The sequence below is a fragment of the Nonomuraea sp. NPDC001636 genome (assembly GCF_040298265.1).
Classification (GTDB): domain Bacteria; phylum Actinomycetota; class Actinomycetes; order Streptosporangiales; family Streptosporangiaceae; genus Nonomuraea.
Map to the genome: position 1 here is coordinate 13808 of NZ_JBEOZT010000007.1, position 13309 is coordinate 27116.

At 74.1% G+C, this 13309-nt stretch carries 15 protein-coding genes; 6 read left to right on the forward strand and 9 right to left on the reverse strand.

The features are described from left to right. Window positions 1–2 precede the first annotated feature (2 nt). On the reverse strand, window positions 3–839 hold the full coding sequence (locus tag ABT158_RS15795; protein ID WP_352353692.1) for a helix-turn-helix domain-containing protein: 837 nt from the start codon (window positions 837–839) through the stop codon (window positions 3–5). 343 nt (window positions 840–1182) lie between these two features. Here ABT158_RS15795 and ABT158_RS15800 point away from each other — a divergent pair, with 343 nt between their 5' ends. Together ABT158_RS15800 and ABT158_RS15805 are read left to right on the forward strand one after the other, a co-directional pair. Further along, entirely contained in the window at window positions 1183–3231 is a 2049-nt protein-coding gene (locus ABT158_RS15800) for an acyltransferase domain-containing protein (RefSeq protein WP_352353693.1), read from the forward strand. Between the two features lie 124 nt (window positions 3232–3355). Continuing rightward, complete coding sequence (locus ABT158_RS15805; protein ID WP_352353695.1) at window positions 3356–3682, forward strand: hypothetical protein; 327 nt, start codon at window positions 3356–3358, stop codon at window positions 3680–3682. A 314-nt stretch (window positions 3683–3996) separates the two neighbouring features. On the opposite strand, the gene ABT158_RS15810 is transcribed toward ABT158_RS15805, so the two are convergent. From ABT158_RS15810 to ABT158_RS15820, 3 genes are read right to left on the reverse strand one after another with little or no spacing between them, the layout of a single operon-like run. Beyond that, entirely contained in the window at window positions 3997–4599 is a 603-nt protein-coding gene (locus tag ABT158_RS15810; RefSeq protein ID WP_352353697.1) for an LGFP repeat-containing protein, read from the reverse strand. A gap of 58 nt (window positions 4600–4657) precedes the next feature. After that, the gene (locus ABT158_RS15815; RefSeq protein WP_352353699.1) at window positions 4658–5077 is read right to left on the reverse strand and encodes a DUF6294 family protein; all 420 of its coding nucleotides are present in this window, start codon (window positions 5075–5077) and stop codon (window positions 4658–4660) included. Between the two features lie 9 nt (window positions 5078–5086). Then, window positions 5087–5551 (reverse strand): cupin domain-containing protein, encoded by a 465-nt coding sequence (locus ABT158_RS15820; RefSeq protein ID WP_352353701.1) that lies wholly within the window; start codon window positions 5549–5551, stop codon window positions 5087–5089. A 104-nt stretch (window positions 5552–5655) separates the two neighbouring features. Between ABT158_RS15820 and ABT158_RS15825 the strand changes: the two genes are divergently transcribed. Further along, window positions 5656–6279, forward strand: a complete 624-nt coding sequence (locus ABT158_RS15825) for a TetR/AcrR family transcriptional regulator (RefSeq protein ID WP_352353703.1) — start codon at window positions 5656–5658, stop codon at window positions 6277–6279. A gap of 123 nt (window positions 6280–6402) precedes the next feature. Here ABT158_RS15825 and ABT158_RS15830 read toward each other — a convergent pair whose 3' ends face one another. Both ABT158_RS15830 and ABT158_RS15835 read right to left on the reverse strand, forming a co-directional pair. Then, window positions 6403–6639, reverse strand: coding sequence for a hypothetical protein (locus ABT158_RS15830; protein ID WP_352353705.1), 237 nt, complete (start codon window positions 6637–6639; stop codon window positions 6403–6405). Between the two features lie 55 nt (window positions 6640–6694). Further along, window positions 6695–7108, reverse strand: a complete 414-nt coding sequence (locus ABT158_RS15835) for a DUF6223 family protein (protein WP_352353707.1) — start codon at window positions 7106–7108, stop codon at window positions 6695–6697. 217 nt (window positions 7109–7325) lie between these two features. Between ABT158_RS15835 and ABT158_RS15840 the strand changes: the two genes are divergently transcribed. Together ABT158_RS15840 and ABT158_RS15845 are read left to right on the forward strand one after the other, a co-directional pair. After that, on the forward strand, window positions 7326–8450 hold the full coding sequence (locus ABT158_RS15840; protein ID WP_352353709.1) for a sensor histidine kinase: 1125 nt from the start codon (window positions 7326–7328) through the stop codon (window positions 8448–8450). Next, complete coding sequence (locus ABT158_RS15845) at window positions 8447–9109, forward strand: response regulator (RefSeq protein ID WP_352353711.1); 663 nt, start codon at window positions 8447–8449, stop codon at window positions 9107–9109. Before ABT158_RS15840 ends, ABT158_RS15845 begins: the two co-directional genes overlap by 4 nt. Before the next feature lie 125 nt (window positions 9110–9234). Here ABT158_RS15845 and ABT158_RS15850 read toward each other — a convergent pair whose 3' ends face one another. Next, window positions 9235–10089, reverse strand: coding sequence for a universal stress protein (locus tag ABT158_RS15850; protein WP_352353713.1), 855 nt, complete (start codon window positions 10087–10089; stop codon window positions 9235–9237). Window positions 10090–10289: 200 nt separating this feature from the next. Between ABT158_RS15850 and ABT158_RS15855 the strand changes: the two genes are divergently transcribed. Then, complete coding sequence (locus ABT158_RS15855; RefSeq protein ID WP_352353715.1) at window positions 10290–11165, forward strand: universal stress protein; 876 nt, start codon at window positions 10290–10292, stop codon at window positions 11163–11165. A gap of 137 nt (window positions 11166–11302) precedes the next feature. Here ABT158_RS15855 and ABT158_RS15860 read toward each other — a convergent pair whose 3' ends face one another. After that, entirely contained in the window at window positions 11303–11908 is a 606-nt protein-coding gene (locus tag ABT158_RS15860; protein WP_352353717.1) for an Rv1733c family protein, read from the reverse strand. A 224-nt stretch (window positions 11909–12132) separates the two neighbouring features. Continuing rightward, entirely contained in the window at window positions 12133–13011 is an 879-nt protein-coding gene (locus tag ABT158_RS15865) for a GerMN domain-containing protein (protein WP_352353719.1), read from the reverse strand. Window positions 13012–13309: the final 298 nt, after the last annotated feature.

Consider the following 13309-nt stretch of genomic DNA (forward strand, 5'->3'; position numbering starts at 1 on the left):
ACCTACCGGCCGGGTGGCGGGCCCTCCGGGGCGGCCAGGAGGCTCAGGGCGCGGCCCGCGCCCGGCACCCGGGCCAGGTTGGCGCTGATGCACGCCGCGGTCTCGCGTACGGCGTCGGCCAGCAAGGGCAGCCGGTTCGTGCCGACCACCACGACGGCCGCGGCGGCCACCACGGCCCCCGTCGGCGCGCGCACGGGGGCGGCCACACATCCCAGCGGCGGCAGGGCCGCCTCGAAGTCGAACGCCACCCGCCGTTCGCGGGCGTCGCCGACCCGCCGCGCCCACTCGGCCGGGGAGTGCCCCTCCGGCAGGCTCCAGCCGGGAGCGGGACGGCCGACCGCCGCCGGGTTCCCCACCGCCAGCACGACCTCGGCGGCGCTGGCCGCCGGCAGCACCAGGCCGGGACGCATGCGGAAGACCTCGTCCACGGCCGGGTCGCCGATCCCCGAGACGACGATGACGTCGTCGCCGTCCCTGACCGCGATGGTCGCCGCGCAGCCGGCGGCGGCCAGCCGGCGCAGCGGACGCACGGCGGCCGTGCTCAGCACCTGGGCCGGTGACCAGCGCTGACCCCAGCGGAACATCCGCGTGCCGATGCGGTAGCGGCCGCCGTCCTCGCGGTGGACCAGGCCGAGGTCGGTGAGCCGGCACAACAGCCGGTGGGCGGTCGCCTTGGGCAGGCCGGTGGCCACGGCCAGCTGGGTCAGCCCGGCCTCCTCCACCCGCGCGAGCTCCTCCAGCACCGCGAACGCGCCGTGCAGCACCCCGCGCCCGGCGGCGGGCCCGGCTCGTCCGTCGTCACCGTGGCCGCCGCCGAGCTCTTCCGGGCAGATTTCCATCGCGCACCCCCCGGGTCGCACTGACCCACCCGTTCGTATCACCGGGACGGACGCGCTCCCCAGAATCCCGACCGCCATAAGTGACTAACCAATCACGCAAAGTGATGTCGCGAGGCGAGTGCACACTTCGGGGCCCGAGTCGCAAGGGGGGCGGACGGCTATAGGCGAGTTTCTCCGTCGATAGGGTGACGTGTCGCAATGACACGACTACTTATCGTGTGCGAGCGGTATCAGTCGTTCGGCCGGACGGACGCCGGCGACGGGCGCGAGCGGTTCGCCACGACGCGCCCTTCGCCGGTCCTTTCCCGTGCGCCGCAAAGCCCCGCCTCCAGGAAGGGACTACATGCGCAGCAAAGTCGTCGCGGTCTTCCCGGGCAGCGTAGCCATGCCCGCCGCCGGGGTGCTGGCGCCCCTGGCCGCCCGTACGCCGGCCGTGCCGGAGCTCCTGCCGGAGATCGACGCCGTCGCCGCCGAGTACGGCTCGCCACCGCTCAGCGCCTACCTCCTCACCCCGGACGCCCCCCGCCCGCCCGGCCCCGAGAGCCACTACCTGGCCCTGATGGCGGTGTCGTTAGCCACCTTCGACACCCTCGTGCGCGAGGGGCTCCAGCCGTACGCGCTGGTGGGGCACGGCCTCGGCGAGCTGTGGGCCCTGGTCGCCGCCGGGGTGCTGAGCGCGGGCGACGGCGCGCGTCTGGCCTGCGCACGCAGCCGCGCGCTGACCGGCCTGGGCTGGCCGGGCGCGATGATGTCCCTCGACGTCTCGGCCGTGCAGGCCCGGCACCTGGTCGCGCTGCTCGACCATCCCCATCTCGTGGTCGGCTGCGACGACACGCCGCGGCGGTGCGTGCTGTCGGGGCCGCGCGAGCTGATGCCGCAGGCGGCCCGGATCGCCGGACACCTGGGCTGGACGAACGCCGCACTCCAGGTCCCGCACCCCGCCCACACGCCCGCGGTCGCCGCCGCGGCCGCCGACCTGAGAGGCCGCCTGTCCGGCGTCAGGACGGCTCCGGCGCGCTGGCCGGTGTTCTCGCCGACGCTGGGACGCCTGCTCACCCCCGACGACGATCCTGTGGGGGTGACCGCCGACGCCATGGTCGTCGCCGTGCACTTCCACCAGGCCGTCCGGGGGCTGGCCGCCCGTGGCGCGGAGGTCTTCCTGGAGTGCGGGGCGGGTGAGGACGCGGTCGCGCTGGTCCGCGCCATCGTCCCCGCCGCCACCGCCGTCTCCCCGCTCGCCGCCGGCGGGCCCTGGCGGCCAGGCGAGCCCCTCCGCCCCGCCACCGCCCTGAACACCCCCGAGCCGGCACCGAACGGCTCCGCCCCCACACCGGGTCACGTCGCGCCCGGCGGCCCTGCCCTGCTCGTCGACCAGGCGGGACCGCCGTGGCGCGACGAACCCACAGAACTCGCCCCGCGTGACGAACCCGCAGAACTCGCCCCGCGTGACGAACCCGCAGAACTCGCCCCGCGTGACGAACCCCCAGAGCCGGCCCCGCGCTACAGACCCGCAGGGCTTGGCCGGCCTGGCGATGCGGCGGAACGGGGCGCGTTGCCGCAGGCCGGTGCCGGGCTCGTGCCCGCCCCGGCCCGTCCGGGGGACGCCGACCAGGAGACGGGCCGATCGGGGACGGTCGGTGGCGCGGCTCTCGGCCAGGAGGCAGGCCCGTCGGTGGCCGGTGGCGCGCCTCTTGGGCGGGAGGCAGGTTGGTCAGTGGCCGGTGGTGCGCCTCTTGGGCGGGAGGCAGGGCGGTCGGTGGCCGGTGGTGCGGGTCTCGGGGAGGTGGCGCGACCGCGGCTCGCGCCTGCGCCGCCGCTCGCGCCGCCGCTGTTCCCGTCCGTCGATCGGATGTTGCCACCGGCGACGCTGCTGCTGTGCGGCGGGGCCGACGTCCTGGCGTTGCGGGCGTTGACCGACGATCGTGACGACGTGGTGGTGGCCGACGCCGACACCATCGACTGGACCTGGCTCCCCCTGACGCCCCGGCACCTGCGGGTGGTCGCCCGCCCCGGCCTGGACGCCGGACCGGTGCACGAGGCGATGATCGCCACCGCGGCGCGCTTCCCGCACCTGCACAGCATCGCCGCCCTCGTCATGGACGCACTGCGCCAGGAGGTGGTGCCGCACCCGATCGCCGGCCTGTTCACCGGGGCGATCCAGCCGCTGGCCGCCGAACTGGCCGGCTGTGCCTGCGTCGCGGTCGCGACCGCGGACGTCGACCTGCCCGCCGCGCTCGACGTCCTGGCCGCCGAACTGGAGGCGGCGCCCCCGCTGCTGGCCGCCTTCTACCAGGGCTCCCAACGGCTCCTGTACGAGCTCACCCCGGCCTTCGGCGACCAGCCGGGGCAGGGGAACGGACGCTCGTGGCCCTCGCCGACCAACACGGCATGAACGCCCCGCCTCGCCGATGCCCCGGGGAAGCGACTCCTGACGAGACCGCGCCTTCCGCCTCCGCCACTCTTTGCGTACGCTGCATCACAGCAAGTGACAGGCAAGCATTCGTTCAGGAGGGGCATTGCGCAAGTCAAAGCATGTCGCGGCGGTCGTCGCCGGGTCCGTCGCCCTGCTGTCGCTGGGGTTCACCACGCCCGCGTCGGCCGCCACGGTCCTCGACTGCGACACCTTCGTCCACAACAACGACAACTACCTCGGCATCGCGATGTGCAGCAACCCGACGGGCGAGACCTGGCGGTTCCGGGCCGTGATCACCTGCGGCTGGGCGCCCGACGTCGTCGGCGACTGGGTCGACCTCCCGCCGGGTGGTTCTGGCCAGTCCCAGGGCGTCTGCGGCCGGTTCGGCACGGGCGTCGGCGCCGTGGGCGTCGACGAGCGCCGCGTCTGAACCAGGAGATGGCAGAACGCCGGTGAAGGCTCTCGGCCATGGTCCGGAGCCCTTCACCGGTCGAGCCGGCCGTCGACGGCGACCGTCAGGATCGGCCGATGCCCTCTCCGTGCGGCGTGCGGGCATCGGTCCGTTCCTCCAGGTGGCCGTCGAACGGCGTCGATCGGGGCGGCCTTCTCGCGACTCTTCGACGAGTACGCCAAGGGCCGTCTACAACCATGCCTTCCGCCAGGCGCCGGTCTTCGTCGTCATCGATCTTGCGGACGCGTACCCGGCGGGGACGACGCTTCCGGCCGTCCCCGCGGCGAGGCTGGTCAGTGGGCGAGGCCGATGGAGGTGGGGATGCTCCAGGGGCCGCAGTCGGAGCCGAAGGTCGCCCTGTCGCAGCCCTGGACGACGAAGGCGAATGTGTTCACCTCGTGGCCGTTGGTCGTGGTGCCGACGCCGTCCCGTACGTAGGGGGCCATCACGTACTGGCCGCTCCAGGCGGTCAGCCGGCCCGTACGGACCTGGGTGGCCTTGCCGCCGTCCTTGCTCCAGCGGACGTTGAAGAAGTCCCAGTCACGGCCGAGGCCGCTCCACTTGAAGACGAGGTTCTGGCCCTTCTGGTAGACGCGGACCAGGGTGCCGTCGCCGAGGTTCGGCGACCAGGCGATCTTGCCGTTGGTGAAGCGTTGCCAGGAGCCCTTCTTGTCCGGATATCCGAACTCCTTGGTGGTGGGGCAGCCGTACACGCTGCGCTCGCCGCCGTTGGAGCGCCACAGGCCGCCGATGAGACTGCCGGACGGCGCCACCAGCGACGGGTCGCACGCGCTGCCGGCCGCCGCCGCGGGCGCCGGTGTGGTGAGGCAGAAGGTCGCCGCGAGCAGGGCGGCGGCGGCCGTGCCGGTTCGGGATGGTGGGGCTGCGCGGCTCATGGGCGTCCTCTCGTCGAAGTGCCGGCGGGCGTGTGCTGGCGGGACCGTTCCGGGCGGCTCAGCAGTGCTTGCTCAGGGACATGCGCTTGACCAGGTCGAACAGGTCGGGGTCGAACTGGCCCTTGGCGATCCAGCGGTAGGTCCGTCGGTCGTGCAGGTTCTTGACGAACTTGGTGCTGGTGCTGCCGTACACGCGTATGTCGCCGAGCAGGGCGCCGGCGCCGTCCTTCAGATGCGCCCACATCAGCCAGGCGTCCTCGTCGCCGAGGCTGGAGACGGTGGCGTCCAGGCGCGCCGTGCCGTTGGAGTACAGGGTCCAGGTCGCGCCGGGCTCGATCGTGCACTCGCCCGCCGAGAGGTAGCCGCGCCAGACGTACGTCTTCTGCTCCAGGGCGGACGCGCCGGCCGTCGTGGTGACGGACGACGCCAGGACGACGGCGGACACGAGCACGCCGGCGGTCTTGCGGATGCCTTTCATGAGGACTCCTCAGGGCATGGGGGGCGGAGGGAGGTGTGCCGGGGGCGGGCCGATGACCTGGTAGCCGTGGCGGGCTGCGACCTCGGCCAGGCGGCCGGGATCGACGTCCCCGGCGGCGACCTCGGCGGCGAAGTGTTCGAACCCGGCGGGCCAGGTGAGCTGGAGCAGGCGCAGGGGAGCGTCCTGGCCGTTGGCGAAGGCGTGCGGCACCCGGCGGGGGAGCAGGACGAAGGCCCCGGCGGCGACCTGCCACGACCGCTCGCCGCAGTACATCCGCGCCGTCCCCGACAGCACGTAGAACGCCTCGTCGTCGTCCCGGTGCACGTGCAGGGGCGTGGCGAAGCCCGGCGGGCATTCCTGCTCGATGACGGTGAGCCGGTCGCCGGTCTCCGTCCCGCCCGCCTTCACGGTCATGCTGGTGCCGAGGAACGAGTGGACGGCGCCGCCGCCGGCAGGCAGATGGAGCGCGCTCATGGCCGTCTCCGCAGCGTGTGGAGCCGGATCGCGATGGACGTCATGCCTCACCACCCTTTGTAGCATCGCTCTAAAGTACTACTCTAAAGTGGTACTCTAAATCGATGGATGACGTCAAGAGCCCCAAGCGGCGCTCGGCCCAGACCAGAAGCCGGATCGTGACCGCCGCCCAGGGGCTGTTCGTCGTGCGTGGCTACGCAGGCACGACCTTCCAGCAGATCGCCGACGCGGCCGAGGTCTCGGTGCAGACGGTGTACTTCCACTACGGGACCAAGAGCCGGCTGCTCAAGCACGTGGTCGACGTCGCCTCGGCCGGTGACGACGAGCCCGTGCCGCTGCTGGAACGGCCCTGGTTCGCGGCCCTGCAGGCGTCGCGGGACCCGGTGGAGGTCGTGAAGGGGTGGGTGCACCAGAGCGGCGTCATCCTCGGCCGCGTCGCCCCCGTCCTGGCGGTGGTCCGCGACGCGGCGGCCACGGACGCCGACATGGCCGCCCAGTGGGCGATCAACAGCGAGCAGCGGCACACCGCCCACGGGCAGGTCGTCGCCATCCTCGACCGCCTGGACGCCCTGCGTCCCGGCCTGACCGCCGAGCGGGCCACCGACATCACCGTCGGGCTGCTGTCACCGGACCTGTTCCTGGTGATGATTCGCGAGTGCGGCTGGACGCCGGCGCAGTGGGAGAGCTGGAGCGCCGACCAGCTCTCCCACGCCCTCCTGCCCTCCTGACGCCCCGGCGGATCCGTCCTGGAGGGCTGGCGCCCTGGCGTCCTGGCGGGCGTCGCGGATGGGCGGGCGGACACGTGGGCGGGTGGTGGGCGTGGTGGGCGGGTGGAAAGGTGGGCGGGTGGGTTAGTCGGTCGGCTCCACGTCCGGTTCCTCGTCCTCGCCGGAACCCTCGGCCACCTCCCGTCGCTCCTGCGCGACCTTCTCCTCCGGATCGGGCGGTGGCTCGACCGGCTCGGCGGGGATCGGCCGGGGAGTGTCCCTCACCTCGACCGCCGCCCGCGCGGCGGTGGTGTCGCTCTCCCCGTTGACCCGTCCGACCGCGGGCGGCATGTCCTCGGGCAGCTTGTCCTGTTCGTCCATGACCCGCAACTGCCCTGACCTTGACCTCTTGAACGAAAACCGACCTGTTCGGCGGTCAGGCCGGGCGGCGGGCGCGGTTCAGGACGAGGACGCCGAGGACGACGGCGGCCAGGCCGAGGATCAGGTCCAGGTAGCCGCCGACGATGCCGTAGCCGGTGCCCGGACCGCCCTTGGCGGCGCCGATGACCCAGCCGCCGATGACGATGCTGGTCACCCCCGCGGCCAGGGCGACGACGGCCCCGCGCTTCCCGGTCCCGGCCACGGTCCCCGTCCCGGTGCCGGTGCCGGGGGTGGTGTCGGAGGTGGTGCGGCGGCGGAGGTGGCCGGTGGCGCGGGCCAGGCCGAGGCCACCGGCGGCGACGCCGGCCAGGCCCAGCCCGGCGGCGATCAGGGACCACATCCGGCCGGTGGTCATGGCGTACGCGGCGACGGGGTCGGCCTGGGCCGCGAGCAGGTGGTCGATGAACATGGCGGGTTCCCCTTCGGCTGGACGTTGACGTGGAAGAGCATGACCCTCAGGGCCGCCGCCGGTCGTCCGGCGGGAGCGGGCTTGTCGGGGTGCCGCCGGCGCCGCAGCCGGCTACCGCACGGGCGGCAGGCAGGCGCGGACGTACCGCGTCCGCGGTAGGCGGCGGGTGATCCTCCTGCCGGAGTCGTCCGGCCGGACATGCGGCTATGGTGCGCTTATGAGCACAGGGCGGCTCGGCGTCGGAGCCGGGGGGATCGACTGGCTGATCGCTGCCGGTGTGGCGGCGGCGCTGGTGGTCACCGGGGTGTCCGGGCAGCCTTCCGCCACCTACCTCGCGCCGCTCGGCTACGCGCTGCTGGCGGCCGGCGGGCTGGCGCTGGCCGCGCGCCGCCGGGCGCCGGTGCCCGTCCTGGCCGTGACGGGGTTGTGCGCGGTGGGGTACCAGGCGGCCGGGTTCGACGTGCCGGCGGTGGCGTACCTGTTCGCGGTGTACGCGGCGATGCGGGCCGGACGGCGGCTGGTCACCGTGGCCGCGAGCGTGATCGTGCTGGCCCTGCTGCCCCTGGCCGCGCTGGCCTCCGGGCTGCACGACACGGGCGAGGCGTTCGCGCAGGCCAGGGGCGCGCTGGAGCTGGCCTGGCTGGTCGCGGCCGGCGCCGCAGGCGAGGCGTTGCGGCAGGCGGAGGGACGGGCGGAGGAGGCCGAGCGCACCCGGGAGGAGACCGCGCGGCGGCGTGCCGACGAGGAGCGGCTGCGCATCGCGCGGGACCTGCACGATTCGCTCACCCACCAGATCTCGGTCATCAAGGTGCAGGCCGAGGTGGCCGTGCACGTGGCCCGCAGGAAGGGGGAGCAGGTGCCGCAGGCGCTGCTGGTGATCCAGGAGGCCGGACGCGAGGCGACCAGGGAACTGCGCGCGACCCTGGAGGCGCTGCGTGACGACACGACTCCGCCGCACGGCCTGGACCGGGTCCCCGAGCTGCTGGAACGGGCCCGGACCACCGGCCTCGACGCGACGCTGACGATCGAAGGGCAACGACGTGACGTGCCGGCCGCGGTGGACCGGACCGCGTACCGGATCGTCCAGGAGTCGCTGACCAACATCGCCCGGCACGCCGCCGCCGCGACCGCGCAGGTCCGCATCGACTACCGTCCCGACGCGCTGGCCATCCGCGTGGACGACGACGGCACCGCCACGCCGGACGCCGCCCCCGTGCCCGGCGTCGGCCTGATCGGCATGCGCGAACGCGTCACCGCGCTCGGCGGCAGCCTGCGGGCGGCCCCGCGCGGCGCGGGCGGCTTCACCGTCCAGGCCGAGCTGCCGATGGACCGCACGCCGTGATCCGCGTCCTGCTGGTGGACGACCAGCCGCTGCTGCGCGGCGGGTTCCGCGCGCTGCTCGACCTGGAGGACGACATCGAGGTGGTCGCCGAGGCCGCCGACGGGGCGCAGGGCCTGGCCCTGGCCAGGGAGCACCTGCCGGACGTCGCGCTCATCGACATCCAGATGCCGGTCGTGGACGGCATCGAGGCGACCCGCCGCATCGCCGCCGATCCGGCCCTGGCCGGCGTGCGCGTCGTCATCCTGACCAACTACGGCCTGGACGAGTACGTCTTCAACGCGCTGCGCGCCGGCGCGGCCGGGTTCCTCGTCAAGGACGTCGTGCCGGAGGACTTCCTGCACGCCGTGCGCGTCGCGGCCCGCGGCGACGCGCTGCTCGCGCCGTCGATCACCCGCATGCTGATCGACCGGTACGTCACCCGCCCGCCCGCCGCCACCGCCGGCGAGGAGCTGCGGGAGCTGACCAACCGCGAGCGCGAGGCCGTCGCCCTGGTCGCGCGGGGGATGTCCAACGACGAGATCGCCGCTCACATGGCGATCAGCTCGATGACCGCCAAGACCCACGTCAACCGGGCGATGGCCAAGCTGCGCGTGCGCGACCGCGCCCAGCTCGTGGTCCTGGCCTACGAGTCGGGGCTGGTGACGCCGCGCACGGCGTGACACGCCGAAAGTTCACGTCCATCCACAACGCCCGGTGCGGGACGGCGACGGCGATCTCCTTCAAGGGGGGCACGCCGTGGGGGCATTGGTCCCTGGACGGCGGGCCGGGAGGCCCCGCCGCCGGTTCAGGGGCGCTCGCGCACCACCGCGACGGTGCAGCGCGCGTGGTGCAGGACGCCGCGCATGACCGAGCCGAGCACGAACGAGCCCAGCCCGCTCCTGCCCTGCGAGCCGACCACCAGCAGGTCGGCCCGGTCGCCCGCGGCGACGAGCGTCTTGACGGGATGGCCGCACTGGACGTCCGTGATCACCCTGACGTCGGGATGCCGTTCCTGCCACGGGGTGAGCTGTTCCCTGGTGACGCGCAGGTGGCTCTCCCGCAGCGCCTCGATGTCGCAGGAGAAGTCGGGCGCCAGCGCGAACGGCAGCGGCCAGGCGTGCACCGCCCGCAGGCTGCCGCCGCGCAGCTCGGCCTGCCGGAAGGCGTAGTCGAGGGCCGGTTCGCAGGCGGGGGAGCCGTCCACGCCGACGACGACCTCGTCATGGGAGGCGGTGTCCCCGTCGCGGACGACGACCACCGGGCCGGGCGCCTGACCGGCCACGCTCATGCTGACCGAGCCGAGCACGGCACCGGCGAAGCCGCCCGCCCCCCTGCGCCCCACCACCAGCTCGGCGGCCTCGGCCGCCTGCTCCCGGAGGACGACCGACGCCTTCCCGGTCATGACCCGGGTGCTCACCTCGACCGTGGGCCGGCGTTCGCCGACGATCTCCTGCGCCTTGGCCAGGATCTCCCGCGCGCGCTCGGTCATCGAGCTCTCCCACTCGACGGCGGCGATCTGCGGAACCTGGTACGGCCAGGTCTCCACCACGGACACGATCCGCAGCTCGGCCCCCGCCCTGAAGGCGTCGTCGGCAGCCCACGCCACGGCGTCGAACCCGGACGGCGATCCGTCGACACCCACCACGACCAGCTCAGACATCGCTCATACCTCCCCTACTCATTCAGCCGTCCGGGAGGTGAGCGGACAGGATCGCCAGCCCCAAAACTTGGAGAAATCTGGCGGCGGAGGCGACCCGGGGCAGCTCAGGACGGCCTCCGGCCCGCGAACTTGGGCTTTCTTCGCCCGCTCCTGACTTTGGGCAGGCGGGGGCCGAGGAAGATCCACGGCCGGGAGGCAGCATGCCGGGACGGATCATGGTCGGCGTGGACGGTTCCGCGCCGTCGGACGCCGCGTTGGGATGGGCCGCCGACGACGCGGCGCGGACGGGCGCGGAGTTGCACATCGTGCACGCCCTGGACCGGCAGCCGTACGCCGTCGGCCGGTTCCCCGACTTCGGGCAGTGGAACAATTTGCTGCTGGCGGCGTCCAGGGTGCTGGAGCGGGCCGAGGCGGCGGTCCGGGCGCGGCAGCCGTCCGTGCCGGTGCACGCCGAGATCGTGGAGGGGACGCCCGCGGCCGTCCTGCAGGATCAGGCGCGGCGGGCGGACGAGCTGGTCATCGGCAACCGGGGGCTGGGCGGGTTCGCCGGCGCGCTGCTCGGGTCGGTGACCATGCAGGTGGCCGGTCAGGTGCGGTGTCCCGTGGTGGTGGTGCGCGCGGACCCGCCGGAGCGGGTGGGCGAGGTCGGCGTCGGGATCGACGACTCCGGCGTCTGCGAGCCGGCCGTCGGCTACGCCTTCGAGCAGGCCGCCCTGCGCGGCGCCCGGCTGCGCCTGATCCACGCCTGGCAGATCCCCGTGCACGCCTTCGCACCGGAGATCGCCTACGACGTGGACGAGGTCCGGGCCGCCCAGCGGGAGGTGATCCGGACCAGGACGGCCGGATGGCGGGAGCGGCATCCCGAGGTGACGGTCGTGGAGGACGTGCAGAGCGCCCATCCGGTCGAGGCGCTCACCGGCGCGCCCTGCGACCTGCTGGTGGTCGGCTCGCGCGGCCGGGGCGCGTTCGGCTCGCTGCTGCTCGGCTCGGTCAGCAGAGGGGTGCTGCACCACGCGCACTGCCCGGTCGCGGTGATCCGCCCCGCCGACAGCGCCGAAGGCCGCGAGCCGCGGTGATGGACGAGCGGCGCGGATCAGGGCCCGTGAGCCGCGGTGAAGGACAATCGGCGCGGATCAGGGCCCGTGAGCCGCGGTGGCAGGAGGACAGCGCGAATCAGAGGCCGTGAGCCGCGGTGACGGACGGCCGGTGCGAATCAGGGGCTGCGGCGCCGTCCCCAGTCCTCGCCGGCCCGTGCCCACTGGACCTCCCACTCCCGGTACCGCCGCCGATCCGTCCACCACCGGAACGCCGCGAAGCCGCCCGCGGCGGCCAGGGCGATCACGGACATGAGCAGGAGGCCGGTCGCCACGCCCCTCGTCCGCAGGACCGTGCGGGCGGTGGGCGGCGGCACGGGCCGGCCGGCGGCGTCGATCCACAACGGGACCGTGGAGCCGGCCCTGGCCACCGCGGGGACCGGCACCGGGCCGCTGCGCGCCGCGCCCGAGGACGTCGTCCAGCTCGCCATCGCCCGCTGCTCGCCCATGGGCATCTCGGTGAGGGCGACGCGGGCGGCCGGCGCGTCGGCCAGCAGCGTCGCCCTGACCTGATGCCGCCCCACGGCGTGCGCGCTCTCCTCGCGGAGCGCGCCCTCGTAGGCCAGCCGGCCCACGAGGACGGCGGGCCAGACGCCCGCCAGCACCACGAGCCCGGTCACCAGCACCGCGAGCGCCTCCAGCCGGTCGGAACGGCGGCGCAGGGGATTGCCGTCGGGGCGGTACAGGCGTACGCGCCGGGCCAGAAGGTCGATCAACGCTTTCAACGGACACCTCCTTGAAGCACTGTGCGGGCGCCCCGGCGGGGACGGCAGGGGCGGGCGGCTCTTGACGGGAGGACCTTCGTCCCGGGTCCGTCATGACGGACGGGGCGGCCCCGCGTTCGGATCACGGAGGACAAGGCGTGGTCACCCCGCCATCATGAACGAACCAAGAAGATCAACATGGCCGTTCTCCTGGGAAAACGTGCCCACAGGCACCCCGTCCGGCCTCAGCCGGGCTCCAGCGAGCGGGGTACCGAGTCCGACGGCCCGGCGGGATGCCCGGTACGCCCCGCCGCGTCATAGATCTTGACCCACCGGATCGCCGGGAACTGCTTGAGCGTCGGCCTGATCTGGTCGGCGACGGTGAAGGCCGATCCGCCGCCGTCGACCGGGCCGGTCAGGTGGACCCTGGCGATCCCGTCCGCGACGGTCAGCCTGCCGAAGCCGGTGGCCCCGGAGCTGACGAAGCGCAGGCCGCGCGCCAGTTCGGCCTCGGTCGGGCCGGCGAACAGCCGTTGCAGCGCGCCGTAGGCGGTCTCCGGCGGGGCCACCGGGCGGGTCACGGACGCCGTGCGCGGGCTCCGGGCGGTGGTGTCGAGGAAGTGGTCGCGCACGGACACGGTCCGGTAGGACGTGGTGAGGTCGACGACGACCCGGCTCGGCCGGGTCAGCGTGCGGACCTGGTAGGGCACGCGCCTGGCCAGGCCGACGCCGAAGGTGAGCGTGGCCTCGAAGTCGCCGGTGTTGACGACCTGGACGACGCCGGGCAGCGCGTAGGTCCGGCGGGCGGGGCCGTAGGTGACCCGGCCCCGGCGGTCGTGGCCGTCGGCCTGGTCGAAGCGGACCTGGAGGAGGGCGTCGCCGACCGCGCCGACCGTCCGTCCGGAGCCGTCGGCGACCAGCCGGGACACGTAGCGCACGTCCTGCCGGGCCGGGACCGGGCCGCGGAACTCGAAGACCAGCCGGTCGACGCCGGGCAGGTGCGCGGCCCGGATGCCGACCAGGACGGGGACGGCGGCCTGCCGCGCGGCCCGCGCGGGTGAGGCCGGCACGCCGGTGACGGCCACCGCCAGGGCGACGGCGAGGAGGGGGCGGATCGGGATCATGATCATCATCTCTTTCCCGTGAACGATCCTGGTCCCAGACTGACGCGCGCGACCGCGGGGCGACACCGCCGGACGTCCTGAACTCCGTGGCCTTCCGGCATCGGCGCCGTACGCTCGCCGGCAGGGTCCTCGGACCCGGTGGCGCGGGCCCTCCGGCCCTGGGGCGGGCGCCCCGGGAGGACTCATCCTGGCGGGGTAGGCCGGACAGAGAAGGCCGAAGCGCGGCAGGCCGGACAGAGAAGGCCGAAGCGGGGTAGGCCGGACAGAGAAGACCGCACATTTCGCCGCGGTCGTCTTC